Here is a 25150-nt window from a genome sequence, read left to right as displayed (position 1 = left end):
AATTAGCGTCTTTTATACAAAAACAGTTACAATTTGAATTATTTAATATAAGTAATACTTTATAAATTACATTTAATTTTGAATATAATTTACGAATTAACTTTATTAATTTTGAAAATTTATTTATTTTATATTTAACTATGAGCAAAGCTCTTATATAATCGAATTATTGTGTAGCACACCAGTGCACGTTACTATGTCAACTTTAGTTGATGATATTAATCTGATGGGACCAAAATATGTCTGAAATTACAAAAACACTCCTTAATATCCGTAGCCTTCGCGCTTTCTCTCGTGAGCTAACACTAGAGCAACTAGAAGAAGCTCTTGATAAATTAACTACGGTTGTTGAAGAACGCCGTGATAATGAAGCTGAAGAACGCGCAGCACGTGAAGAAAAAGAAAGAAAACTGGCTGAATACGCACAGCAACTAATTAGCGAAGGTATCGATATCGAAGACCTAGTAGCGGCTGTTGCAGGTGATAACTCATCTAAATCAAATAAAGCAAAAGCGAAGCGCGCACCTCGCCCAGCTAAATACGAATACATCAACGAAGCCGGTGAGCAAAAAACATGGACTGGTCAAGGCCGTACTCCATCAGCGATCCAAACTGAACTTGATAACGGTAAATCTCTAGATGAGTTCTTGATCAAAGCATAATAATTATTGCTAACAAGATTTATCATTAGATGCAAAAAAGCTCCTTATAAGGAGCTTTTTTATTACCTGCAATTTATTACAAAATAATGACAACACCTGTTAATTTTAGATATTGTTTCGTTTATAACACAATAAACGTTATGTTATAACGTTTGTTGTGTTATCGAAATAATGCAGTATGTTCTATATAACCATATTAATTTAAAGGTTATTACATCTACCTTTCCCAATATACTTCTTCAAGGCTGTCTTCTCTTTCAGGTAAGCCTCTAGATAAGCGTGGAGAATGTTGAGTTAATACTTCATAACTCACTCTATTTGCATATTTACACACTTGAGAGAAGGAAGAGTAAGTTAAATATTCATTTACGTGTTTACTAGAATTAGGAATATTCGACTTGTGGAATCGGTTGGCGGATAAATCATGTAGCAGTGCCGATAAAGCAGCGTCCCCTGCCCCATTGGTATTTTTGATCTTCTCTGGGCCGCCCATATACGGTGAGATATGCGAATAGACTTTAAAAGGTTCGGCGCATTCTGACTTTAATGCCGGACGGCTAAACTCATAGCGATTAAACTCAGCAATCGTACCAGGAAGCAAAGGTAAAGACGTTTCACGCTTAGCCGACTCTTCGGTATAACCGGCCATAAACAGCCCAATAGGGCCTGCTGTGCACAGCACCAAATCCGCCCAATCTAAGACTTTATCTGCGGCCAGTAATGGATCGCTAAGCCCAGTTAACGCTTCAGCTTCTTCTTCATTCATTGCCACTACAGAAACGTGCTCTGCAATAAAATCTACCCAAAACTGTGGATCATCTTGAATGACAAACTTAGTGCCTAAGGTTAGCACTACCGGCACCTTGTGCTTCTTGGCATATTCTACCGCCTTCATCGTTGCCTCAGGCATAGGGTCGCCCTCTTTACAACGTACAAGGTAAGAGGTTAAGACTAATGCAGCGGCATCGGAAAAGACCTCTTCTGGGATACTTTTAGCCTGCAACTGGTTCATCTGCCCTTCACTAATGGCAAAAGTACGCTCGCCGTTTTCAGAGATCAGGGTAAAGCAGCGTCCAATCGCGCCCTCCACCCCTTGTAAATGGTTAAGATCCATTCGGCACGACGTATCACAAAGATAACGGAACCCATAGCTGCCAATTTTAATGTCCGAGCTCATCACGCCCAATAAAATCGATTTATCGTCCGCTAATACTGAATAGTTGTGTAGCGTGTTACCTATGGTGCCACCTGCGTATTCGTTAGTGATCAACTGCTGCTGCTTCAATTCAGAATACAGAGCTTCCGCCACCTCATCGCTGACAACTAATGAATGACCTTTACTTAAATTAAACTTATCAATGAAGTCATCAGAAATTTTAGCTTCGATATCCACTAGAGTTTGATCGATCCCCACCACGTGAGTGCAATTAACACTGCTTTTGGCGTGGGTTTTCGGGACTAAAGGATCAAGCGTGTTGACAGGAAAATAGTGTTTAGACTTACGTTGGCCGGGAAATTTCATTTAAATTCTGTATTAGAAAGTAGATTTTTAAATTGTAGACCCTAGAAATGTGAGCTTCAACACAGTAAAACAACGCAAACGTTTAGCTCAATTTTAAATGCACTGACTGTGCAAATTTTGCGCAAAAAAAAGAACCAAGGTATCTTTCAACACCTTGGTTCTGCATCTATCTAATTGAAAACGCTATTCGCTTTTTGCTTTCGGCTTTTTACGTTTGTCAGTGATTTCCCACTTACCGTCAATAAATAAACCTGTCCAACCAGAAGGCTTACCATCGATTTCAGAACGGATATAGTTTTCTTTACTCTTACGACTAAAGCGAACCACCGTTGGGCGACCATCAGGATCTTCTGTTGGTGCATCCGCTAAGTATTGGAACTTAGGAGACAGGCGATCTTTAAAACGCGCTAACTCTTCCACTAATGGCGCTCGTGTTTCACGAGATTTAGGGAAGTTACTGGCTGCCATAAATAGACCAGAAGCACCGTCACGCAATACAAAGTACGCATCAGACTGTGTACAAGGTAGCTCAGGCAGATGCACAGGATCTTCTTTTGGTGGAGCAACTTCGCCGTTACGTAAAATCTTACGCGTGTTCTTACATGTTTCGCTGGTGCAATCCATGTATTTACCGAAACGGCCGTTTTTCAACACCATGTCAGCGCCACACTTGTCACACTCAACAACAGGACCGTCGTACCCTTTCACTTTGAATTCACCATACTCTACGGTATAGCCTTCACAGTTAGGGTTATTACCACACACGTGTAGCTTGCGCTTATCGTCAATTAAGTACGCGTCCATTGCGGTTTCACAAATTGGACAACGACGTTTAGCACGCAGTGCTGCTGTTTCAGGATCGTCTTCTAAGACGTTAATGATACCGTCTTCGTCACCAAGGTTAATGGTTGTTTTACAACGTTCTTTTGGTGGCAATGCGTAACCAGAACAGCCTAGGAATACCCCTGTTGATGCCGTTCTAATACCCATAGGTCTGGAACACGTTGGACACTCAATGTCTGTTTCAACGATGTGGTTTTGTTCCATACCACCTTGGTCAGAATCCAGCTCCGCTTTTTCAAGTTCAGAGGAGAAATCTTTAAAGAAACGATCGAGCACTTGTGTCCAAGTCGCTTCACCTTCGGCGATTTGGTCCAGTTTTTGTTCCATACGCGCGGTAAAGTCGTAGTTCATCAAATCGACAAAACTTTTATCTAGGCGATCCGATACGATTTCACCCATTTTCTCAGCGTAAAAACGACGCTGTTCTACTTTCACATACCCACGGTCTTGAATAGTAGAAATGATAGACGCATACGTTGATGGACGGCCGATACCGCGTTTTTCTAACTCTTTAACCAAAGCCGCTTCTGTAAAGCGAGCGGTTGGTTTAGTGAAGTGTTGTTTTGGCTCAAGCTCTTTAAGAGACAGTTTATCGCCCAATTTCACTTCTGGAAGGATCTGATCTTCATTTTTGCCCATTGGACGCTGCACGCGAGTCCAACCATCAAATTTCAGAATACGACCTTTCGCTTTAAGGGTAAATTCCGCGGCTTTAACACTGATAGTGGTTGAATCGTATTGTGCTGGTGTCATTTGACAAGCAACAAACTGATTCCAAATCAGGGTATACAGTTTGTGTGCGTCGTTATCCACGCCGACTAAATCTTCTGATTTCACATCAACGCTTGAAGGACGAATCGCTTCGTGCGCCTCTTGAGCGCCCTCTTTGCTACCGTAAACCAATGGTTTTTCGGGTAAATACTTATCACCGTACTCGCTACCGATGAAGCTACGTAGGTTCTCTACCGCTTCACTGCTCAAGTTCGTTGAGTCAGTACGCATGTAAGTGATGTAACCACCTTCATACAAGCGCTGCGCTAGCATCATGGTTTTCTTAACGCCGTAGCCTAAACGCGTACTTGCTGCCTGTTGTAAGGTAGAAGTGATGTAAGGGGCTGAAGGTTTGCTACGTGTAGGGCGATCTTCGCGCTTACACACCTCGTACTCGGCTTTTTCCAACAAATTCAGGGCAGAGGTCGTGTCTGCTTCATTCGTCGGTTTAAAGGCCTCACCGTTGCGTTGTGCAACGATCAGACGAAAATCGTCTGCTTTATCCGTTAGCGTATTGGCGTGTACGTCCCAAAACTCTTCCGGTACAAACGCTTTGATCTCACGTTCACGTTCAACCACCAGCTTAGTGGCAACCGACTGTACGCGACCTGCAGAAAGACCACGAGCCACTTTTTTCCACAGTAGTGGAGAAACCATAAAGCCCACCACGCGATCCATAAAACGACGCGCTTGTTGAGCGTTTACGCCGTCTATATTCAGTTCGCCTGGTGCTTCAAATGCTTGTTGAATGGCATTTTTAGTAATTTCGTTAAATACCACTCGCTTGTATCGCTGTTCATCGCCGCCGATGATCTCACGAAGGTGCCATGCGATAGCTTCTCCTTCGCGGTCCAAATCGGTTGCGAGATAAACGTAGTCAGCGTCTTTAGCCAGTTTTTGTAATTCGGCAACGACTTTCTCTTTGCCCGGTAGGATTTGGTAATTGGCTTCCCAACCGTGGTATGGGTCAATACCCATCTTTTTAATCAGTGATTTTTTGGCTTTTTCTTTTTTAATGCGTTCTTTTTCTTCCGCACTTAACCCTTTGGTGGAGATAGGCGTAGCCTTTTTACCGCTCGACTGACCAGCGGTAGGTAGATCACGTACGTGACCAACACTAGATTTAACAATGAAGTCTTTACCAAGGTATTTATTAATTGTTTTTGCCTTAGCAGGTGACTCCACTATAACGAGAGACTTACCCATAACTGAACGTTTTGTCCTATATTTTGGTTCGCAAAAAGTGCGAATTCGAATTTTGATTCTTTTTTTACTATTGAGCGATAATTTTTCAAAATCAACCCATTTTTTCTCTTTTACGGCTAATTGTGTGCAAATTAGGCAATATCACGAAGGTAAACCATAGACTGTTTTAGATAAATGTGCTTTTGTTTTGCTTAATTATCGGGGTACACTGAGCGCGAATATTGATTAGAACAACAGGTACCAAAATGAGTGATAAAAAACCTATTTCAGAGTTTGAACTATTACTGATTGCAAACAATCTCATCCAAGAACATGACGACTATATAGAAGGAATGCGCGCCACTTCGGTAGTCGAAAAAGACGACGTACTTATTTTTAAGGGCGACTATTTTTTAGATGACAAAGGTTTGCCAACGCAGAATACTACAGCCGTTTTCAATATGTTCAAATACTTAGCTCATCATTTATCAAAAGAATTCACTGTAAAATAATGTTTTCAAGAGCTCCGCACGGGGCTCTTTCAATACTCCCTTTCAATTTCTATCTGGTCTGCAACAATATAAAGTACGGAACATAAGGTTACATGGATATCTAACCGAGCTAGTATTGCATATAATGATCTACTTCACGTTTTTAGCATCTACAAACAAGGTAATACTGTGAGTTTAAAAAAATTTATACCCACCAATGGCACAATCATTCTGAGTACTGTCGGCATTATTTTAGCCGCTTCTATTTACTATCACTTTGGAATGCTTGACAACTCTAAGCCTCATTTTAAAGCCGTTCCTTTACCTGATTTTGCTGCTATTACTGATGTTCATCAGAAGAAAAGTGAATTTTTTAAATTCATAAAACCTTATGTTCAACAGAAAAATGCCTTCGTTAAACATCAACGTGAAATACTTATTTCGTTACAAAATAAATTAGCTAAGCAACAGGAATTATCCTCTTCTGAGCGCGATACAGTGACTCAATTGGCAAAACAATACCGTGTAGAAGTCAAAGACTTCACTTTAAACGAGATTGATACCTTACTAGTACACGTTGATGAAGTGCCAGAACAATTAGTGCTTATTCAAGCAGCTAATGAAAGTGGTTGGGGGACTTCTCGCTTTGCTAAACAAGCCAATAACTTCTTCGGTCAATGGTGTTTCACGAAAGGCTGTGGCGTAGTTCCTAGCCAACGTAAAAAAGGCATGACTCACGAAGTGGCAACCTTTGACTCTGTCGGTGACTCAGTTGCCGCCTACGTTGACAATCTAAACACTAACCAAGCTTACCGCAGCTTCCGTGAGCTAAGAGCCAACATTCGCGCTCAGCATAAAACGCCAACCGCCGAACAACTTATTTACGGTCTAGGCAGCTACTCAGAGCGTTCAGATGACTACATTAAAGATATTTTAACTATGCTTCGCCATAATAAATCTATCTTAGAAGAAGATCTGCAGAAGTAATTCTCTGTTATACCGCACATACAAAAACGGGTTCCTATTTAGGAACCCGTTTTAATTTCTGCTTTGGCTAGCAAAGATTACTCGCTAATCAAGCCTTGTAGCTTATCGAAGTAATCAGGGAAAGTCTTCGATGTACATTTAGGGTCATTAATCGTCACTGATGTGCCAAAAGCAACGAGCGAGAAACACATTGCCATGCGGTGATCATCGTAAGTATCGATTGCCGCATGATTAAGCTGCGCTGGCGGCGTGATGATAATGTAATCTTCACCTTCTTCCACAATGCCACCCACTTTACGCAGTTCAGTCGCCATCGCCGCTAAACGGTCGGTCTCTTTTACGCGCCAGTTGTAAACGTTACGAATCGCCGTAGTACCTTCGGCAAACAAAGCGGCAACCGCAATCGTCATCGCTGCGTCAGGGATGTGGTTAAAGTCTAAATCTACCGCTTTAAGATCGCCTTTGCGCGCGATAATGTAGTCACTGCCCCACTCAATACCTGCGCCCATAGCTTGTAGCGCGTCAGCAAATTGAATGTCGCCTTGGATACTGTCTTTGCCAATACCCGTTACCTTAATAGAGCCACCGCCAATTGCCGCAGCCGCTAGGAAATAAGAAGCCGAAGAGGCATCGCCTTCTACAAGGAAGTCACCCGGCGCAACATAGCTTTGGCCAGTGCGTACGATGAACTTTTGGTAATCGTAGTTTTCTACGCTCACACCAAACTGCTGCATGATGTGCAAAGTGATATCTATGTACGGTTTAGAAACTAGGTCGCCTTCAATGTTGATTGTAATATCACCATCGGCTAGCGGAGCACTCATTAGAAATGCGGTCAAGAATTGGCTTGAGATTGAACCATCAATAGACACTTCACCTGATTTAAGTCCAGTACCTTGGATCTTAAGCGGTGGAAAGCCTTCGTTTTCAAGATAAGTAACCTCAGCGCCAGATTCGCGCAAAGCAGTCACTAAGTGTCCAATAGGACGCTCTTTCATGCGAGGTTCGCCAGTCAAGATAAAGTCACCTTGGCTTGCGCAAAGCGCCGCAGCTAAAGGACGCATTGCCGTACCTGCATTACCTAAAAACAGTTCCAGAGCTTCTGGGGCGTTAAATTTACCCCCAAGACCTTCTACTTCACAGCTGGTCTTATCTTCAGATAGACGATAAGTCACACCCAACTGTTTTAGTGCATTCAACATATGACGGATGTCGTCACTGTCGAGTAAATTAGTAAGGCGTGTTGTACCACGAGCTAAAGCGGCAAGTAATAAAGCGCGGTTAGAGACGCTTTTAGAACCGGGCAAATTTACTTCGCCATCTACTTTAGAAATTTGTTGCAGAGTTAAGCTTTCCATTGACGGTTTTCCTTGAAAGCAATTTGATGCTAAATCATGATTTCATTATTCATTTCAGGTTATCGAAATTGCAGACAGAAAAACAGGCTCAATTGCACTAAATCTTATAATTTTATTTTATTGATGCAAATCTACCCGTACACCATTGTCAAAATACAAAATTCGCACCGTATCTCCATTCGAAAACAACATATTTCTATCAATGTCTTGAATGACATCAATTAAGCGGTTGTCATCGGTTTTAATTAACAGTTCAACCAACTTATGTTCCACTTTATAAGTTTGATGGCCAAAGTGTTGAACGGCGCCCGCGCCCGCCACGGCGCCAACAGCGGTAGCCACTTCTCGGCCCGTACCATCACCAAACTGGTTACCGACGACCCCACCCACTACGGCGCCAAGTAAGGTTTGCCATCCCTTAGCTTTTGATTCTACGATCTGCTGCTGAGAAATGTAACGAACAGTCTCAACATGGCCGTAAACCACTTCATTTACTGGGCGGGCTGTATTTCTTTGATACGCCGCTTGTGTTACTAATGGGAACAACAGTAAAAACGTAATGAATAGTCTCATTGTCTAATGACCTTATATCTTCCAGAACTCAATAATAACGATACGCACTTTCCTGACCCCAGTTTAGCATTGACTGAGCCAAATGGTTTACTCGCACTGGGCGGTGATTTGTCAGTGAAAAGGCTATGCAGTGCTTATCGACAGGGTATCTTTCCGTGGTATAGCTATGGTGAACCCATTCTGTGGTGGAGTCCATCACCAAGAGCGGTATTTATTCCTGAGACCTTTAAGCCGGCAAAAAGTTTAGTTAAATTTCAGCGCAAGCATAGGTACACAGTTACTTTAAACCGCGCCACAGAGCAATTGATTGCCCTTTGCGCCAGTTCTCGCCCGATTGAAGAAACGTGGATTACCGATGAAATGATCCAAGCCTATCAAGTGTTAGCGCAAGCCGGACACTGTCATTCGGTCGAGGTTTGGGATCAACAACAGTTGATCGGCGGTTTGTATGGTGTATCGGTTGGGCAAGTGTTTTGTGGCGAATCTATGGTCAGCACTAAACCCAATGCCTCAAAGATTGCCTTATGGCACTTTTGCCAACACTTTTTACAGCATGGCGGCAAACTCATTGACTGCCAAATCATGAACCCACATTTGGCTTCATTAGGCGCAATTGAAATACCCAGAACTGAATTTCAAGACTATCTTTTAAGTAATAGAGACTTAACCATGAGTGACACCTGTTACGCCGCACAAAGTCTACAATTGAGTTAAACCAACCTACCCTGCTTTTTCGCTTCGCACTAAGGGAGCTATTTAATCGATGAATCCTGAGTTACAACAAATTAAAGTCGGTTTTACACAAAATCATCCATGCAGTTATTTAAAAGATCAGCAAGAGCGTGTGGCGATCATTCTTGAAGATGAATTACATACATCAGAGGGATATGAATTACTGCTGGCAAATGGGTTTAGACGCAGTGGCGAGATGATTTATCGTCCGCACTGTGAAAGCTGCAATAAATGCGTTGCGATACGCATTGATGTTGAGCATTTTGCACTTTCCAAAAGTCAAAAACGATTGCTCAACAAAGCTAAGCAATACACATGCAAAGTCAGCACTGAAATTGACCCAAACTGGTTTACTTTATATGCAAAATATATAGAGGCACGTCATTTTGAAGGCACTATGTACCCGCCAAAGGAAGCAGAATTTAGTAAATTCATCAATTCAACGACCATTCCTTGTGCGTTTTTGCAAATCTATTATCAAGAGCAGTTAATCTCTGTGGCCGTGACCGATCAAGTCAGCAGTGCCAACAGTGCTTTCTATACCTTTTATGACCCTGAGCACCCGTTATCATTGGGCACACTCTCTGTTTTGTATCAAATCCAACACACCCATTCGCAAGGGAAAAAATGGCTTTATTTGGGCTATCAAATTGATGAATGCCCAGCGATGAACTACAAAGTCCGATTTGATTCGCATCAAAAGCTAGTAAATCACCGGTGGCAAGGGTAGAATATCGCCCAATGTTAATAGGTAGCTAAGTGAGCTACCCAAATTACCCTTATTCTGATCGAGGATTAAATGGCTAAAGAAGACGTAATTGAGATGCAAGGCACGGTTCTAGACACTCTGCCAAACACTATGTTCCGTGTAGAACTAGAAAATGGTCACGTTGTGACTGCTCACATCTCTGGTAAGATGCGCAAAAACTACATCCGTATCCTAACTGGCGATAAAGTGACTGTAGAGATGACTCCATACGACCTAAGCAAAGGCCGCATCGTCTTCCGTGCTCGTTAATATCTCTATTAACAAAGCATAAAAAAACGGAGCTTCTGCTCCGTTTTTTTATGCTTGTACAATGAGAATAAAGTAAGCGAACTCTAAGACTTAGAGCTCGCTATTCCAATTAATGATGCAGTGCCTCTTCTTCGGCATTGGCATAATTGAATTTTAGTTCATCATCAACTAAATCCACTGCCACTGAACCACCGTTGATCAAGCGACCAAACAACAACTCATTGGCTAATGGTTTCTTCAGCTTGTCTTGAATCACACGGGACATAGGTCGTGCGCCCATCGCCTTATCGTAACCTTTAACGGCTAACCAATGACGAGCGTTATCAGTCACCTCTAGAGAGACCCCTCTTACATCCAATTGCGCTTGCAGTTCCACAATGAACTTATCAACCACTTGCTGAATGACCACTTCATCTAGGCTATTAAACCAAATGATGTTGTCTAAACGATTTCGAAACTCTGGGGTAAATACCCTTTTGATAATCGCCATCGCATCAGGCGCATGATCTTGCTCAATCAAACCAATAGATTGTTTCTCAGTTTCAACCACACCGGCATTGGTGGTCATGACTAAGATAATATTTCTAAAGTCGGCTTTTCTGCCGTTGTTATCGGTTAAGGTGCCGTTATCCATCACCTGCAATAGCAAATTAAAGATATCAGGGTGCGCTTTCTCGATTTCATCCAACAGCACCACTGAGTGTGGCTGTTTAATTACCGCGTCCGTCAGCAATCCACCTTGGTCATAACCCACATAACCCGGAGGCGCGCCAATTAATCGGCTGATTGAATGACGCTCACCGTATTCCGACATATCAAAGCGTAATAGCTCAATACCCATCAGCTTAGCTAGCTGTGCAGTCACTTCCGTCTTACCTACCCCTGTAGGGCCAGCAAATAGGAAAGAACCCACAGGTTTGTTTTCAGCGCCTAATCCAGCGCGAGAAAGCTTGATAGATTCGGTAAGCACATCAATGGCTTCATCTTGGCCAAACACCAGCATTTTCATCTTGCTGTCGAGATTTTGTAAAATGTCTTTATCTGATGAAGATATAGATTTTTCCGGAATACGCGCCATTTTAGCGACCATGGCTTCGATATCACCAACGCCTACGGTTTTCTTACGACGACTGCTTGGAACTAAGCGGCTTTTTGCCCCGGCTTCATCGATGACATCAATCGCTTTATCTGGCAAATGACGTTCATTGATGTATTTCGCTGACAATTCTACTGCCGCGCGAAGGGCTTTATTGGTGTAGCGCACTTCATGGTGCTCTTCGTATTTAGATTTCAGCCCCATTAAGATTTTGGTGGTGTCATCTAAAGACGGTTCGACCACATCAATTTTTTGGAAACGACGTGACAGTGCACGTTCTTTCTCAAAAATGGTGCTGTATTCTTGATAGGTGGTTGAACCAATACAGCGCAACTTACCGCTGCTTAGTAGAGGCTTAATCAAGTTTGCGGCATCGACTTGACCACCTGATGCAGCCCCCGCACCAATAATGGTGTGGATCTCATCAATAAATAAGATGGCGTCATCTTCTTTTTCTAGCTGTTTAAGAATGTTCTTAAATCGCTTCTCAAAATCGCCTCGGTATTTAGTACCGGCTAGCAATGAACCGATATCTAGAGAATAAATAACCGAGTTGGCAATCACTTCAGGAACGTCGCCTTCGACGATTCTCCAGGCTAGACCTTCTGCAATTGCGGTTTTACCTACGCCAGCCTCGCCCACCAGCAATGGGTTATTTTTACGGCGACGACACAACACTTGCACGGTACGCTCTAGCTCTTGATCGCGCCCAATAAGCGGGTCGATATTGCCGTTACGTGCCACGATGTTTAGGTTGGTCGCAAAATTTTCCAGTTGGTCTTCTTGAGCCACTTCTTCGGTCGTTTCTGTACTGCCGAATAACTCAGAAGAATCATCTTTGGCAGTTTTAGTAATGCCATGCGAGATGAAATTAACGATGTCTAAACGACTAATGTCATTTTTTTTCAGGAGGTAGGCGGCGTGAGATTCTTGCTCACTAAAAATAGCCACCAGCACATTCGCACCAGAGACTTCGTTACGCCCAGACGACTGCACATGAAAAACTGCACGTTGAAGTACGCGCTGGAAGCTCAAAGTAGGCTGCGTTTCTCGAGTGGCATCATCCACCGCAATTAACGGTGTGGTTTGTTCGATAAACACATCCAATTCTTGGCGAATGGTATCTAGGATCGCTCCACAGGCTTTTAAAGCCTCTTTCGCAGACTGGTTGTCTAGAAGCGCCAACAGCAGATGCTCTACCGTCATAAACTCGTGACGTTTATCTCGCGCTTGAGAAAAAGCGCCATTTAAACTTGTTTCTAGTTCCTTGTTTAGCATACAGGCCTCCCTAAAACTTCAAAAACAACCACTTAATCAATGTTGATAGCAATGTGGTTATGCTCTTTCCATAGTGCATAGCAAAGGATGTTGTTGCTCTTCAGAATACGATGTAACCTGAGCAACCTTTGTTTCTGCAACTTCAGCTGTGTACGTGCCACAACGTGCTTTCCCCTCATAATGCACCTGAAGCATGGTTTGCGCAGCTTTGTCGGCATCCATACCAAAAAAGCGCTCAAGGATCTCAATCACGAAATCCATCGGGGTATAATCATCGTTATTTAAAATAACGTGATACATAGGTGGTGGTTTTACCTCGGTTTTTTCTCTCTCCAGCAAGTCAAAACCCGGAGTCACCCAATCAGAAAATTCAGTCATTTTTACATCTTTTGTAGAAAAAACACTCATTCGGGTAGCAAAAAATTCTTTATGCTACTTAAGAGACTAATAGAGCAATTGTATCCCTGCAAATAAAACATTGCTATCAGTATCGAACAGCGAATTATTAACCAATATTTCTAACAAAAACGATCTGATCATCTTTGTGCTTGCTCATAGTTTGACCGAAACACACATATCCGTTAATTGCCATTGTTTAACTGGCAACGAATGGTTATCATTCTGTTAACGAATCTTCATGAATAATTTGACGATGGGGATTCTTTGTCTACATTATTTTATTGTTCCAGTACAAATTTTGAGAGGATCGGCTGATTCACTCTCTTAACTAAACTGACTGAAACGAGAAAAAGTGAGACTACGATTACTATTATCGTACACAGCGCACAACACGTAACAAATGCATAAGGATGTAAAGCATGGCAACAGGTACTGTTAAGTGGTTCAACAACGCCAAGGGATTTGGTTTTATTTGCCCAGAAGGTGAAGACGGCGATATTTTTGCCCACTATTCTACGATTCAAATGGATGGATATAGAACGTTAAAAGCGGGTCAAACTGTCAACTATGAAGTAGAAAAAGGCCCTAAAGGTTCTCATGCTAGCGCTGTAGTACCAATAGAAACTGATTCAGCCAAATAACCACAGTTTCAAACGATAAAAAAGAGGCACTTGGCCTCTTTTTTGTCGTTTAAAATCATATTAGGGATAATCATTAGCTATTGTACATTTTTTCAAAATTCTTCTGATTCCATCCCACCATGATTTGATCGCCAATTTTTAAGACTGGAATCGAGCGTGCACCCATAGCTTGCAACTCCTTACGTCCCCGTTGCATTTTGGCATTGGTTAAACGGTACTTATACCCCTTAGAGTCTAAGTATCGCTGCGCGTCTTTACAGTGAGGGCATTTATCCGCTACGTATAAAACTAGTCTTTTCATTGTGCTGTTCAAGTGAGAGTGATTTTTGCTGATTATGAAAGATAAGCAAGGTAATCGCAAACTCAATCCGCACCCTTGTGTGTTTTTCAAGTGGCAAATCATCAATGACATTTTTTGAAATCAATTAGTTACAATATGCAAATTCATCTATACATTGAGAGGTCACTTTTGATTTTTACATTTAATTTGAAAGTGAATTGCAAAAAATGCTGTTTATTCGAAAAGTGTATTCAAATAATCTAGCATTAACTTGAACGACATCGCTTGTAGACAGCGATCGCGCTGCTCTCCTCAATGAATAAGGATTTACCATGACTCACGCTATCATTACTGATTTAGCAAACCGATATACCGCTAAGCGTTACGATGCAACGAAACGTATTCCTCAAGAAGACTTAGATGTGATTTATGAAGCAATTCGTCTGTCTGCTTCTTCTATCAACTCTCAACCTTGGAAATTCATTGTTATCGAAAGCGATGCCGCAAAGCAGCGTATGCACGACACTTTTGCTAATAAATTCCAATTTAACCAGCCTCATATCAAATCGGCTTCGCATATCGTTTTATTTGCGCACAATCCTCATTACACAAGAGACGATTACGCAAAAGTTGTTGATAAAGGCATTGAAGACGGACGTACTCCTAAAGAGCAACGTGAAGCAGCCTTTGGTGGATTTGCCTTTGTCGATCTAAACACAGATGAAACGGGCGATAACTCTAAGTGGACCAAATCTCAAACTTATCTTGCCCTTGGTAACACTTTGCATGTACTAGCACGCCTTGGTATTGACTCTACCACTATGGAAGGCATTGATAGCGAACTGATTGGTGACATCTTTAAAGAAGAATTAGATGGCTACGAATGTAACGTTGCTTTAGCAATGGGTTACCACCATAAAGAAGAAGACTACAACGCAAGCTTGCCAAAATCTCGCTTAGCGCTAGAAGACGTACTGAAAGTTCTGTAAGCCCTAGCTCAGACTAACGCTTATTTGCGGCTCGCTATTGATAGCGGGCCGTTTTATTTTATGAGCAACCCTTTTATTATACCAATCACACTAAGTAAGTGATCAGAGCTAGCGCAGGAAAAATGCTCGAGAACAAGGCAGAATTTTTCGATAAGTAGTTATTCTACAATCAAAAATTCTAACGCCGTTATCGAGCATTTTAACAAGCTAGAATGATCAGTTATTTAGTACGATTGGTATTATTGGCTAACAAAACGCCTTTGATTTAAATAATTTACGATGAGGTCGGTCACTTGTGGATCGCTACGTAAACTATCATGGGTAATATTAACCGCCACAAAATCTTGCATCCCTGCCAGTTGTGTTGACTCTACCGACACTAAACCATCATTTGAATTATCAAACATGTACTTCAATATGGGGTAACTGTATGTGCCTGCAATCACGCCAAAGGCGTAGTTAGGACCGGGTAATGAGTTGGGTAAACTCTCTGAATGGGTAGTTAAAGAGGCCGCAGTACCTCCCGCTAACGGCAATAACCATAAGCTTGAGAAAAAGTCGGCCACATCACTGCCTTTATTGGGTGTGCCGACAAATACCACTTCCCCAAAATGCGGAGAATGGGTGATACTGTTTTTCTGCGCCAAATAGTGACGTATCACCAATCCGCCAAGAGAATGGCCGACAAAGTGCACGTTACTGCCGTCGACTTGTGAGAGTTCGCGATTGAACTTATGAATGCATTGATCTATTTGCGCACTACTTTCATGCAAGGTTTTATCTATCGCTTGACCTAACGTTGGGTAATCCACCACACACACTTGATATCCGCTGTGCGCCACTCTTTCTGACATTTCTTCCATAGAGGCAGCACTACGCGCAAGGCCATGCACTATGATAACTTGCTGTTTTTGATGTAATGCGTAGTTACTGTCTTTAATCGGTACTTCTGAGCGACTGCAACCAAATAATACTGCAATGAAAACAACCACTAAACTTGTTTTGCTCGTTCTTAGCGCTATGGTTTTTTGTTTAGCTTTTACTATTGTATCCCGCATAGATCACCACTGCTTCTCGATAACTTCATAATAACAAAACAACGCAATCCACTCACTTGAATTAAATCAATAAATACAATTCATCACAAAAACATACCTATTTTATTTGCCTTACGTTTTAGCAAACTTCGTTGTACAAAATCACAGCAGGTTAATCGATCAACATTGGAATAATAGTTTTAACCACAAAACTTAATTTATGCTACTTATTCATATGAGCTTAAGTATAATTCTGCTCCTTTCAAGCGACTTAACTCGAATTAGCGTTTTACCTGCTTTTTTACGACGTTTAGGTCAATCATTTTGACAATATTGATAACATTGTCGATTAACTGGTTTAAATAAAACATGAATAAAACAAGTTCAGTGGGCTTAGTTGGCTTAATTGCCATCGTTTTTGGTTCAATGATTGGTAGTGGGATATTCAGCATTCCACAAAATATGGCAGAGCAAGCCTCTATTGGCGCGGTATCCCTGGCGTGGTTGATTACCGGTATTGGCATGCTATTACTAGTGCAAACCTTTCGTATTCTTGCTGAACATAAACCGAACTTAAACTCAGGTATCTTTACCTACGCACGTGAAGGCTTTGGCGAATACATTGGCTTCCAATCGGCGTGGGGCTATTGGTTGATGAGCTGTATGGGTAACGTGGCTCTGACAGTCATGATCAACGACTCACTAGGTTTGTTCTTCCCTGTTTTGTTAGAACACGGTATTGAAACGGTTATTCTTTGTTCTGCTCTATTGTGGGGAATGAATACCATTGCCCTACGCGGCGCGGCAAGCTCTTCATTTATCAACGTTATCTCAACAGTAGGTAAGCTGATTGGTTTAGCAGTGATCATTGGTATCATTCTTTACAGCTTTGAACCCGAAAAACTCTCTATTGATGTATGGGGACAACAGCAACACCTTGGCTCAGTCATGGGACAAATTCAGAGCACTATGATGGTGACGCTGTGGTGTTTTGTTGGTATCGAAGGTGCGGTGGTACTGTCTGGTCGTGCCAGAAATAAATCAGACGTAGGTAAAGCAACTCTGATTGGCTTTTTAGTGGCCATTAGCATGTACACGTTAATTGCAGTGTTGTCGTTTGGTATATTGCCGCAACAAGAGCTAGCACAACTGCCAAACCCTTCAACAGCTTCACTACTTGAAGTAGCTATTGGCCCATTTGGTCGCATCCTAGTAAACATCTGTGTGTTAGTTTCGGTATTTGGCGCACTGATTGCGTGGACTATGCTAGTTGCCGAAGTGCCGTACGAAGCGGGCAAAGCAGGCGAGTTTCCGAAATTCTTTAGTCGTACTAACAAAAATGACGCGCCGAAAAACGCACTGAGCGTCTCAACGATTTTCATGCAGTTGTGCGTGCTATTGGTGGTGATGTTTGAAAATGTATACCTAGCGGCAATCAATATTGCATCGGTAATGGTATTACCTTGCTACCTACTGAGCTGCTTATACTTATTAAAACTGTCTTGGAATTACCACGAAGTTAACCTTGCAAAACGCAACTATGGTCACGTTCTATTAGCGGCTGTTGCAGCGCTATTTTGCGCATGGTTGATTACCGCTGCAGGTCTTGAATACCAATTAATGGCAACCATCTTATATACCATTGGCATTCCATTTTTCAGATATACCCATGCTGCGCGCCTAAAAGCGGGAGAGAAAGTATATTCTGCGATGGATAAGTGGATTGAGCGTATTTTGATTGTGTTAGCGCTTGTATCAATCTATCTGATGGTGACAGGTCATCTGCACGCGTAACCAGTGATTGATACCAATCGTACTAAATAACTGGTCATTCTAGCTTGTTAAAATGCTCGATAACGGCGTTAGAATTTTTGACTGTAGAATAACTACTTATCGAAAAATTCTGCCTTGTTCTCGAGCATTTTTCCTGCGCTAGCTCTGATCACTTACTTAGTGTGATTGGTATGGTATAAATTCGACCAATAAGAAAACCGAGCTAGTGATAGCTCGGTTTTTGTTTATCTTGCTGACTTTTCTAGCCTAGATCACGCGTTATCAATAATCTGATTTAATGTTGCGCTTGGGCGCATAAGCTGAGAGGCAATAGCGTCAACTGGCGCGTAATAGCCACCTAACTCCCCTGCCACACCTTGTGCTTCATTCAATTCGTTAACGATGTTGGTTTCGTTGTCCGCCAGTACTTTTGCTATAGGCGCAAACTGCTCAGCTAATTGGGCACTCTTGTTTTGGCTTGCTAATGCTTCCGCCCAAAAACGTGCTAAGAAATAATGACTGCCACGGTTATCCAACTCACCGACGCGGCGCGATGGCGATTTGTTTTCGTCTAAGAATTTACCCGTAGCGGCATCCAAGGTCTGCGCTAATACGCGTGCGTTTTGGTTGCCGGTCACTTCGCTCAAATGCTCCAGTGAAGCAGACAGTGCCAAGAACTCACCTAAAGAATCCCAACGCAGGTGGTTTTCTTTTTCTACTTGTTGAACGTGTTTTGGCGCAGAGCCGCCGGCACCGGTTTCAAACAAGCCGCCACCGTTCATAAGAGGAACAATAGACAACATCTTAGCAGAAGTGCCTAGCTCTAGAATTGGGAACAAATCCGTTAGGTAATCACGCAGTACGTTACCTGTGACTGAAATGGTGTCTTCACCTTTAGCAATGCGCTCTAGCGTAAATAGCGTCGCCGCGACAGGAGACAAGATGCGCAGATCTAAACCTTGCGTATCGTGCTGTGGTAAATACGCTTCTACCTTCTTAATAAGCTCAGCATCGTGCGCACGGTTCGCATCCAGCCAGAATACCGCTGGGGTATTTGATAGACGAGAGCGGTTTACTGCAAGTTTCACCCAATCTTGAATGGGCGCATCTTTTACCTGACACATGCGGAAGATATCGCCTTCTTCGACGTCTTGCTCTAAAAGCACTTTTTCGTCGGCATCAACCACAACCACACTGCCCGCTTGAGCAAGAATAAAGGTTTTATCGTGTGAACCGTATTCTTCTGCTTTTTGCGCCATTAGGCCAACGTTTGGCACGCTACCCATAGTGGTCGGATCAAATGCGCCATTTTCTTTACAAAATTCAATAACCGCTTGATAAACGCCTGCATAACAACGATCAGGAATCATCGCTTTGCTGTCTTTTGGCTTGCCATCTGGCCCCCACATTTGACCCGAAGTACGAATCATTGCAGGCATAGACGCATCAACAATCACGTCTGATGGTACGTGCAAGTTAGTGATGCCGCGATCAGAATCGACCATTGCCAACTCAGGACGAGTCTCATATACCGCATTTAAATCCGCGATAATTTCCGCTTTTTGCGCTTCTGGTAAAGATTCAATCTTGGCATACACATCACCAAGACCGTTATTTACATCAACACCTAACTCATCAAACAGTGCGCCGTGTTTAGCAAACACTTCTTTGTAGTACACCTTAACCGCATGACCGAAGATCACCGGATCAGACACTTTCATCATGGTGGCTTTTAGGTGTAACGAGAGCAATACATCTTGCTGCTTCGCTTCTTCAATTTCTTTTTCAAAGAAAGCCACAAGTGCGTTTTTGTTCAACACCGAGGTATCAATAATTTCTTTATCTTGCAGCGCAAATGCCGATTTAAGCTCAGTGACACTGCCATCTTGCGCGCGCAGTTCAATGCGTACTTGCGTTGCTTTGTCTAACGTCAGTGATTTTTCGCTACCAAAGAAATCATTACCGTCCATGCTCGCCACATGCGATTTAGACTCTTTTGACCAAGCACCCATTGAGTGCGGGTTTTTCTTAGCGTAGTTTTTAACCGATGCAGGGGCACGGCGATCTGAGTTACCTTCACGTAACACTGGGTTTACCGCACTGCCTTTAATTTTGCCATAGATAGATTGAATGGCTTTTTCTTCATCCGTAGTCGCTTCTTCTGGATAGTCTGGAAGATCGTATCCTTTGTCTTGCAACTCTTTAATCACGGCTTTTAGCTGAGGTATAGACGCCGAGATGTTCGGCAATTTAATAATATTTGCTTCTGGGGTCTTAGCCAATTCGCCAAGCTCGGTAAGTGCATCACTGATGCGTTGCTCTGGCTTTAAATATTCTGCGAAGTTGGCAATGACGCGCCCTGCCAATGAAATATCTCGAGTTTCTACTGCGATATCGGAAGATGCAGTAAATGCTTGTACCATCGGTAAGAATGAGTAGGTCGCTAGCGCTGGAGCTTCATCGGTAATAGTATAAATAATGGTGGGCTTTTGTGCAGACATGAAATTTCCCTATCGTTATTTGGCTTCACTGGCTGTTGTCAGCGACAGTGTCCATCAAGATGATTACATTCGCTTCGTGCGAATCTGTGGTAGTAAAGCTGATTTAATCGTATTTCTATTTGTGCTTCTATTGCTATAATTCGTTGGCTTTTTTCGCCGTAAACGCCATTAATACCAATCGTACTAAATAACTGATCATTCTAGCTTGTTAAAATACTCGATAACGGCGTTAGAATTTTTGATTGTAGAATAACTACTTATCAAAAAATTCTGCCTTGTTCTCGAGCATTTTTCCTGCGCTAGCTCTGATCACTTACTTAGTGTGATTGGTATAATCATACAAGGCGTACTGACTAACCTATCAAATAAACGGCGTTGATCGCAATCGTGTTATTGTTGTCCTAACGCGTTTGCTGCGCGTATCATAAAGCAAATGTTGTTTCGAGAGAACGAACTAACACAGTTTGTTTACAAAAATGCAAGGTAGTTAACATGTCTAGCGACCAACGTCGACCGAAAAACCCATCTAAAACGTCAAATAGAACATCGACGTCAAACGCTAAGTTTAACAAAAACCGTTCTAGCTCATCCGCACGCAGAAAACCAGTTAGACAAGTTAAACGTGTATCCGCGCAAGATAGAAAAATAGTGTTATTTAACAAACCGTTTGATGTATTGAGTCAATTTACCGACGGCGATGGCAGACAAACCTTAGCCGACTTTATCGATATTAAAGAAGTGTATGCCGCAGGGCGATTAGACAGAGACAGTGAAGGCTTATTACTGCTGACCAACGACGGTATTTTACAAGCAAAATTAACTCAGCCTGACTCAAAATCCCCCAAAACCTACTGGGTGCAAGTTGAAGGAGCGCCAACGGAGCAAGATCTCGATAAACTGCGCCAAGGCGTTGAGCTAAAAGATGGGCTCACGCTACCGGCAAAAGTGGAAGTCATGACGGAGCCAAACCTTTGGCCACGCAATCCTCCAGTGCGATTTCGCGCTGCGATACCCACCACTTGGCTATCAATTACCATTATCGAAGGTCGTAATCGTCAAGTGCGCCGCATGACCGCCAATATAGGCTTCCCTACCCTGCGTTTAATTCGCTATTCCATTGGCGAATATAGCTTGGGCGAACTGCCCAACGGTGAATGGAAACTGGCTTAAATAAAAAATCCCAGCAGTGTCTAAGAAAATAGACATAAACTGGGATTATTTGTGCTGTTTGTTAACCGCGATTGTTGATACAAAATACAGCGGTTAACGAAAGTGAGTTACTCACCTTCCATAAAACCAAGATCTGGCAAACGCTCAAGATGCTCAGCATAACGCTTTTCGTTAAAAGTGGCGCCGTTATTGACCACATCAAACACTTCGATAGCAACGGCGCAACCTATCATCGCCACTGAATCTTCACGGCTATTACCTGTCATCATCAAACGCATTAAGGTTTCTTTTACTTTTTTAGGTTCGCCTGATTCGATTTGGTTCTCAACGATCTCCAAGAGTTGATCTTGCATTTCTTGTTCGTCTTGCATGCCTATAGCCTTTTATTTGAAAACTGAAAATAATTGCACACAGTATGCCAGAATTTGTTTACATTTTTCAGTCAATTTAAAGTGTGATTGATATCGCTGAACTGTCACACTAGCTTTGTTTCTGGTAGAATGTGCGACCGTGTTTATTTAGTGGTATTTTTGAATGTCTGACAACAGCCAAAAGAAAGTCATCGTCGGCATGTCCGGTGGAGTTGACTCATCTGTCTCTGCGTATCTTCTTCAACAACAAGGCTATCAAGTTGAAGGCCTGTTTATGAAAAACTGGGAAGAAGACGACAACGAAGAGTATTGTACAGCCGCAGAAGATCTTGCCGATGCGCAAGCGGTCTGTGACAAGCTAGGCATTCATCTGCATACCATTAACTTTGCCGCCGAATACTGGGACAATGTTTTTGAGTACTTCTTAGAAGAATACAAAGCCGGTCGCACCCCTAACCCAGATATCCTTTGTAATAAAGAAATCAAATTTAAAGCCTTCTTGGAATTTGCCGATGAAGTGCTCGATGCTGATTACATTGCAATGGGTCACTATGTGCGTCGTACTTTCCCAAGCGCCGAAGAAATCGCAGCCGGTGAAAAACCTCGCATGTTACGTGGCCTCGATGGCAACAAAGACCAAAGCTATTTCCTCTACACGTTAAGCCATGAGCAAGTGGGTCGTAGCCTATTCCCTGTGGGCGATATTGAAAAACCTGAAGTTCGCCGCATCGCGGAAGAACAAGGGTTAGTCACTGCCAAGAAAAAAGATTCAACTGGTATCTGTTTTATTGGTGAGCGCAAGTTTACCGACTTCCTATCTCGCTATTTGCCAGCACAGCCGGGCAAAATTGAAACGCCAGAAGGTAAAGTCATTGGCGAACACATGGGCTTGATGTACCACACACTTGGTCAACGTAAAGGCTTACATATTGGCGGCCAAAAAGGCGGCGGTGGTAACGAAGACCCATGGTACGTTGCTGAAAAAGATCTAAAACGTAATGTGTTGATTGCGGTGCAAGGTGCCGATCACCCGTTACTGAAGTCTGAAGGTTTATTTGCTTCACAACTTCACTGGGTAAATCGTCAGCCAATTCGTCAACCTATGACCTGTACGGTAAAAACAAGATATCGCCAAACCGATATTCCATGTACCATTATTCCTGTGGACGATGAAAACATTAAAGTGATTTTTGATGAGCCACAAGTTGCTGTTACACCAGGACAATCTGCGGTCTTTTATTTAGGAGACGACTGTCTAGGTGGCGGTATTATTGAGAAAAGAATCAAAGCATAAGATAAAGGAGTTCTTAAGTGGCAAACACAAATTATGACCGTACCATCGCTTTTGCTGGCATTTGCCAAGCTGTCGCTCTAGTTCAACAAGTGGCAAAAGACGGACATTGTAATTCTGCTGCTTTTGAAACATCCATAGCAGCCATTACTAACACTAACCCTGCGGACACTATCAGTGTCTTTGGCCATGAGCGAGATCTTAAACTCGGTCTTGAATGCTTAGCCAAAGGGTTGGATAGTTCAGTCACTGGTAACGAATTGACTCGCTATATCATTAGCCTTATGGCACTAGAGCGTAAGCTGAGTCAACGTCGCGATGCCATGTCTCAATTAGGTGACCGAATTCACCAAATTGAGCGACAATCGGATCACTTTGATCTTTTTGAAGAGCAAATGATCAGTAATCTTGCCAGCGTGTATCTGGATGTCATTAGTCCAATTGGACCTCGCATCCAAGTCACTGGCAACCCGGCTATGCTTCAACAATCTGCGGTACAAAGCAAAGTGCGCGCCCTACTCCTTTCCGGTATTCGTAGCGCGGTACTTTGGCGTCAAGTCGGTGGCAAACGTCGTCACTTAGTCTTCGGTCGCAAGAAAATGGTACAGCAGGCCGAAATACTTTTAGCACGAATTTAATGATGAGCTCGCGCATTGTCGCGAGCTTATTTTTTTGATTAAAGAAAATTAACGCAAACGTTTGCGCAATAGTAGTGACAATTCGGTTTGTTACTGGTATAAACCTCACAAAATTTAGAAACTCAACTCGGGAGAACAACATGGATCTGTCAGCATTGACTGCTGTTTCACCAGTAGACGGCCGTTACGGAAGTAAAACCATTGCACTACGTAGCATCTTTAGTGAATATGGCCTCCTAAAGTACCGTACTATCGTTGAAATTCGCTGGCTACAAAAGCTTGCAGCAACTGATGCAATTGCAGAAGTACCTGCGTTTAGCGCAGAAGCGAACCAATTCCTTGATGATGTAGCGGCAAACTTTAATGAAGAAGACGCACAGCGTATCAAAGATATCGAGCGCACCACCAACCACGATGTTAAAGCGGTTGAGTACTTCCTTAAAGAGAAAGTAGCGGGTGTACCTGAGCTTCACGCTGTAAACGAGTTCATCCACTTCGCTTGTACTTCAGAAGATATCAACAACACTTCTCACGCTCTAATGCTTAAAGAAGCACGTGAAACTGTGATTCTTCCTGAAATCAAAAACATCATCGATGCAATCAAAGCACTTGCTGTTGAATACCGCGACATCCCTCTTCTATCTCGTACACACGGTCAGCCAGCTTCTCCATCTACTATGGGTAAAGAAATGGCCAACGTGGCGTACCGTATGGAGCGTCAATACAAGCAAATCGAAAGCGTTGAAATTTTAGGTAAAGTAAATGGCGCAGTAGGTAACTACAATGCTCACCTTTCTGCTTACCCAAGTATCGATTGGCACCAGTTCGCACAAGAGTTCATCACTGAATCTCTAGGCGTAACTTGGAACCCATACACAACGCAAATTGAACCTCATGATTACATCGCAGAGTTGTTTGATGCAGTAGCACGTTTTAACACCATCTTGATCGACTTTGATCGTGACGTGTGGGGCTACATCGCACTAGGTCACTTTAAGCAAAAAACCATTGCTGGCGAAATTGGTTCTTCAACCATGCCGCATAAAGTGAACCCTATCGACTTTGAAAACTCTGAAGGTAACCTTGGTCTTGCCAACGCTGTATTCGGTCACTTAGCACAAAAACTGCCTGTCTCTCGCTGGCAGCGCGACCTAACAGACTCAACAGTACTTCGTAACCTAGGTGTAGGTGTTGGCTATGCAATCATCGCTTATACTTCTACCCTAAAAGGCATTAGCAAATTAGAAATTAACGCTGATGCACTGCTGGCTGAGCTAGACAAGAACTGGGAAGTATTAGCTGAACCTGTACAAACAGTGATGCGTCGTTACGGCATTGAAAAACCATACGAGAAGCTAAAAGAGCTGACTCGTGGTAAACGTGTTGATGGCGAAGCTATGCGTAACTTTATTGACGGCCTTGAACTTCCAGAAGAAGAGAAAGCACGCCTTAAAGAGATGACGCCAGCTAACTACATCGGTCAAGCTGTAGAGCTAACTGACAAGCTATAATTTGATTTTTTATAGCCTCTAAAAACGAAAAAC

The 25150-nt window shown here is 42.7% G+C and carries 23 protein-coding genes; 13 read left to right on the top strand and 10 right to left on the bottom strand.

Annotated features, from left to right (window positions below):
• Nucleotides 1–239 precede the first annotated feature (239 nt).
• The gene (locus QV280_RS05195) at nt 240–662 is read left to right on the top strand and encodes an H-NS family histone-like protein (protein WP_023404805.1); all 423 of its coding nucleotides are present in this window, start codon (nt 240–242) and stop codon (nt 660–662) included.
• 217 nt (nt 663–879) lie between these two features.
• Here QV280_RS05195 and QV280_RS05190 read toward each other — a convergent pair whose 3' ends face one another.
• Nucleotides 880–2184: an inosine/guanosine kinase gene (locus tag QV280_RS05190; RefSeq protein WP_023404806.1), complete on the bottom strand. Its 1305-nt coding sequence runs from the start codon at nt 2182–2184 to the stop codon at nt 880–882.
• Nucleotides 2185–2367: 183 nt separating this feature from the next.
• On the bottom strand, nt 2368–5004 hold the full coding sequence (gene topA / locus QV280_RS05185) for a type I DNA topoisomerase (protein WP_152821158.1): 2637 nt from the start codon (nt 5002–5004) through the stop codon (nt 2368–2370).
• A 245-nt stretch (nt 5005–5249) separates the two neighbouring features.
• Between topA and QV280_RS05180 the strand changes: the two genes are divergently transcribed.
• Nucleotides 5250–5495: a YciN family protein gene (locus tag QV280_RS05180; protein WP_039970907.1), complete on the top strand. Its 246-nt coding sequence runs from the start codon at nt 5250–5252 to the stop codon at nt 5493–5495.
• Nucleotides 5496–5663: 168 nt separating this feature from the next.
• Complete coding sequence (locus QV280_RS05175) at nt 5664–6461, top strand: glucosaminidase domain-containing protein (protein WP_367869588.1); 798 nt, start codon at nt 5664–5666, stop codon at nt 6459–6461.
• A 77-nt stretch (nt 6462–6538) separates the two neighbouring features.
• Here the strand turns inward: QV280_RS05175 and aroA are convergent, their stop codons facing one another.
• Together aroA and QV280_RS05165 are read right to left on the bottom strand one after the other, a co-directional pair.
• Nucleotides 6539–7819 (bottom strand): 3-phosphoshikimate 1-carboxyvinyltransferase, encoded by a 1281-nt coding sequence (gene aroA, locus QV280_RS05170; protein WP_152821160.1) that lies wholly within the window; start codon nt 7817–7819, stop codon nt 6539–6541.
• Nucleotides 7820–7936: 117 nt separating this feature from the next.
• The gene (locus tag QV280_RS05165) at nt 7937–8392 is read right to left on the bottom strand and encodes a glycine zipper 2TM domain-containing protein (RefSeq protein WP_023404810.1); all 456 of its coding nucleotides are present in this window, start codon (nt 8390–8392) and stop codon (nt 7937–7939) included.
• A 6-nt stretch (nt 8393–8398) separates the two neighbouring features.
• On the opposite strand from QV280_RS05165, the gene aat reads away from it, so the two are divergent.
• The 3 genes from aat to infA all read left to right on the top strand — a co-directional run bounded on the left by aat (nt 8399) and on the right by infA (nt 10142).
• Nucleotides 8399–9106 carry a leucyl/phenylalanyl-tRNA--protein transferase gene (gene aat, locus QV280_RS05160; protein ID WP_152821162.1) on the top strand — a complete coding sequence of 236 codons (708 nt, stop codon included), beginning with the start codon at nt 8399–8401 and terminating at the stop codon, nt 9104–9106.
• A gap of 49 nt (nt 9107–9155) precedes the next feature.
• Nucleotides 9156–9854 (top strand): arginyltransferase, encoded by a 699-nt coding sequence (locus QV280_RS05155; RefSeq protein ID WP_152821164.1) that lies wholly within the window; start codon nt 9156–9158, stop codon nt 9852–9854.
• Between the two features lie 69 nt (nt 9855–9923).
• Nucleotides 9924–10142, top strand: coding sequence for a translation initiation factor IF-1 (gene infA / locus QV280_RS05150; protein WP_001040192.1), 219 nt, complete (start codon nt 9924–9926; stop codon nt 10140–10142).
• Nucleotides 10143–10251: 109 nt separating this feature from the next.
• Here the strand turns inward: infA and clpA are convergent, their stop codons facing one another.
• Nucleotides 10252–12516: an ATP-dependent Clp protease ATP-binding subunit ClpA gene (gene clpA / locus QV280_RS05145; RefSeq protein ID WP_023404813.1), complete on the bottom strand. Its 2265-nt coding sequence runs from the start codon at nt 12514–12516 to the stop codon at nt 10252–10254.
• A 57-nt stretch (nt 12517–12573) separates the two neighbouring features.
• Nucleotides 12574–12894 carry an ATP-dependent Clp protease adapter ClpS gene (gene clpS / locus QV280_RS05140; RefSeq protein ID WP_039970909.1) on the bottom strand — a complete coding sequence of 107 codons (321 nt, stop codon included), beginning with the start codon at nt 12892–12894 and terminating at the stop codon, nt 12574–12576.
• Between the two features lie 440 nt (nt 12895–13334).
• Here clpS and cspD point away from each other — a divergent pair, with 440 nt between their 5' ends.
• A complete protein-coding gene (cspD, locus tag QV280_RS05135) occupies nt 13335–13556 on the top strand; it encodes a cold shock domain-containing protein CspD (protein WP_023404815.1) in 222 nt (73 codons plus the stop codon).
• A gap of 73 nt (nt 13557–13629) precedes the next feature.
• On the opposite strand, the gene QV280_RS05130 is transcribed toward cspD, so the two are convergent.
• Complete coding sequence (locus QV280_RS05130) at nt 13630–13857, bottom strand: glutaredoxin family protein (protein ID WP_023404816.1); 228 nt, start codon at nt 13855–13857, stop codon at nt 13630–13632.
• Nucleotides 13858–14168: 311 nt separating this feature from the next.
• On the opposite strand from QV280_RS05130, the gene QV280_RS05125 reads away from it, so the two are divergent.
• Nucleotides 14169–14825 carry an NAD(P)H-dependent oxidoreductase gene (locus tag QV280_RS05125; protein ID WP_023404817.1) on the top strand — a complete coding sequence of 219 codons (657 nt, stop codon included), beginning with the start codon at nt 14169–14171 and terminating at the stop codon, nt 14823–14825.
• A 239-nt stretch (nt 14826–15064) separates the two neighbouring features.
• Here the strand turns inward: QV280_RS05125 and QV280_RS05120 are convergent, their stop codons facing one another.
• Nucleotides 15065–15883: an alpha/beta fold hydrolase gene (locus QV280_RS05120; RefSeq protein WP_152821166.1), complete on the bottom strand. Its 819-nt coding sequence runs from the start codon at nt 15881–15883 to the stop codon at nt 15065–15067.
• Between the two features lie 348 nt (nt 15884–16231).
• Between QV280_RS05120 and QV280_RS05115 the strand changes: the two genes are divergently transcribed.
• Nucleotides 16232–17656: a basic amino acid/polyamine antiporter gene (locus QV280_RS05115; protein ID WP_152821168.1), complete on the top strand. Its 1425-nt coding sequence runs from the start codon at nt 16232–16234 to the stop codon at nt 17654–17656.
• A gap of 251 nt (nt 17657–17907) precedes the next feature.
• Here QV280_RS05115 and QV280_RS05110 read toward each other — a convergent pair whose 3' ends face one another.
• The gene (locus QV280_RS05110) at nt 17908–20136 is read right to left on the bottom strand and encodes an NADP-dependent isocitrate dehydrogenase (RefSeq protein ID WP_152821170.1); all 2229 of its coding nucleotides are present in this window, start codon (nt 20134–20136) and stop codon (nt 17908–17910) included.
• A gap of 492 nt (nt 20137–20628) precedes the next feature.
• Between QV280_RS05110 and QV280_RS05105 the strand changes: the two genes are divergently transcribed.
• Nucleotides 20629–21306, top strand: a complete 678-nt coding sequence (locus QV280_RS05105) for a pseudouridine synthase (protein WP_152821172.1) — start codon at nt 20629–20631, stop codon at nt 21304–21306.
• A 107-nt stretch (nt 21307–21413) separates the two neighbouring features.
• Here the strand turns inward: QV280_RS05105 and QV280_RS05100 are convergent, their stop codons facing one another.
• Complete coding sequence (locus tag QV280_RS05100) at nt 21414–21677, bottom strand: hypothetical protein (protein ID WP_023405536.1); 264 nt, start codon at nt 21675–21677, stop codon at nt 21414–21416.
• Nucleotides 21678–21840: 163 nt separating this feature from the next.
• Between QV280_RS05100 and mnmA the strand changes: the two genes are divergently transcribed.
• From mnmA to purB, 3 genes are all read left to right on the top strand, one after another.
• On the top strand, nt 21841–22971 hold the full coding sequence (mnmA, locus tag QV280_RS05095; RefSeq protein ID WP_023405537.1) for a tRNA 2-thiouridine(34) synthase MnmA: 1131 nt from the start codon (nt 21841–21843) through the stop codon (nt 22969–22971).
• 17 nt (nt 22972–22988) lie between these two features.
• Nucleotides 22989–23606 carry a high frequency lysogenization protein HflD gene (gene hflD, locus QV280_RS05090; protein ID WP_023405538.1) on the top strand — a complete coding sequence of 206 codons (618 nt, stop codon included), beginning with the start codon at nt 22989–22991 and terminating at the stop codon, nt 23604–23606.
• A 140-nt stretch (nt 23607–23746) separates the two neighbouring features.
• The gene (purB, locus tag QV280_RS05085) at nt 23747–25117 is read left to right on the top strand and encodes an adenylosuccinate lyase (RefSeq protein ID WP_152821174.1); all 1371 of its coding nucleotides are present in this window, start codon (nt 23747–23749) and stop codon (nt 25115–25117) included.
• The last annotated feature ends 33 nt before the right edge of the window (nt 25118–25150 follow it).

The sequence above is a fragment of the Vibrio sp. B1Z05 genome (genome assembly GCF_052955985.1).
The sequence above is the reverse complement of the archived record's forward strand: the minus strand, read 5'-3'. Positions and strand labels throughout refer to the sequence as shown.

Excerpts from the sequence above, each read along its gene's own strand:
- QV280_RS05195 (WP_023404805.1), top strand. The coding sequence starts at position 240 with ATGTCTGAAATTACAAAAACACTCCTTAATATCCGTAGCCTTCGCGCT.
- QV280_RS05190 (WP_023404806.1), bottom strand. The coding sequence starts at position 2,184 with ATGAAATTTCCCGGCCAACGTAAGTCTAAACACTATTTTCCTGTCAAC.
- topA (WP_152821158.1), bottom strand. The coding sequence starts at position 5,004 with ATGGGTAAGTCTCTCGTTATAGTGGAGTCACCTGCTAAGGCAAAAACA.
- QV280_RS05180 (WP_039970907.1), top strand. The coding sequence starts at position 5,250 with ATGAGTGATAAAAAACCTATTTCAGAGTTTGAACTATTACTGATTGCA.
- aroA (WP_152821160.1), bottom strand. The coding sequence starts at position 7,819 with ATGGAAAGCTTAACTCTGCAACAAATTTCTAAAGTAGATGGCGAAGTA.
- QV280_RS05165 (WP_023404810.1), bottom strand. The coding sequence starts at position 8,392 with ATGAGACTATTCATTACGTTTTTACTGTTGTTCCCATTAGTAACACAA.
- aat (WP_152821162.1), top strand. The coding sequence starts at position 8,399 with ATGACCTTATATCTTCCAGAACTCAATAATAACGATACGCACTTTCCT.
- QV280_RS05155 (WP_152821164.1), top strand. The coding sequence starts at position 9,156 with ATGAATCCTGAGTTACAACAAATTAAAGTCGGTTTTACACAAAATCAT.
- infA (WP_001040192.1), top strand. The coding sequence starts at position 9,924 with ATGGCTAAAGAAGACGTAATTGAGATGCAAGGCACGGTTCTAGACACT.
- clpA (WP_023404813.1), bottom strand. The coding sequence starts at position 12,516 with ATGCTAAACAAGGAACTAGAAACAAGTTTAAATGGCGCTTTTTCTCAA.
- clpS (WP_039970909.1), bottom strand. The coding sequence starts at position 12,894 with ATGACTGAATTTTCTGATTGGGTGACTCCGGGTTTTGACTTGCTGGAG.
- cspD (WP_023404815.1), top strand. The coding sequence starts at position 13,335 with ATGGCAACAGGTACTGTTAAGTGGTTCAACAACGCCAAGGGATTTGGT.
- QV280_RS05130 (WP_023404816.1), bottom strand. The coding sequence starts at position 13,857 with ATGAAAAGACTAGTTTTATACGTAGCGGATAAATGCCCTCACTGTAAA.
- QV280_RS05125 (WP_023404817.1), top strand. The coding sequence starts at position 14,169 with ATGACTCACGCTATCATTACTGATTTAGCAAACCGATATACCGCTAAG.
- QV280_RS05120 (WP_152821166.1), bottom strand. The coding sequence starts at position 15,883 with ATGCGGGATACAATAGTAAAAGCTAAACAAAAAACCATAGCGCTAAGA.
- QV280_RS05115 (WP_152821168.1), top strand. The coding sequence starts at position 16,232 with ATGAATAAAACAAGTTCAGTGGGCTTAGTTGGCTTAATTGCCATCGTT.
- QV280_RS05110 (WP_152821170.1), bottom strand. The coding sequence starts at position 20,136 with ATGTCTGCACAAAAGCCCACCATTATTTATACTATTACCGATGAAGCT.
- QV280_RS05105 (WP_152821172.1), top strand. The coding sequence starts at position 20,629 with ATGTCTAGCGACCAACGTCGACCGAAAAACCCATCTAAAACGTCAAAT.
- QV280_RS05100 (WP_023405536.1), bottom strand. The coding sequence starts at position 21,677 with ATGCAAGACGAACAAGAAATGCAAGATCAACTCTTGGAGATCGTTGAG.
- mnmA (WP_023405537.1), top strand. The coding sequence starts at position 21,841 with ATGTCTGACAACAGCCAAAAGAAAGTCATCGTCGGCATGTCCGGTGGA.
- purB (WP_152821174.1), top strand. The coding sequence starts at position 23,747 with ATGGATCTGTCAGCATTGACTGCTGTTTCACCAGTAGACGGCCGTTAC.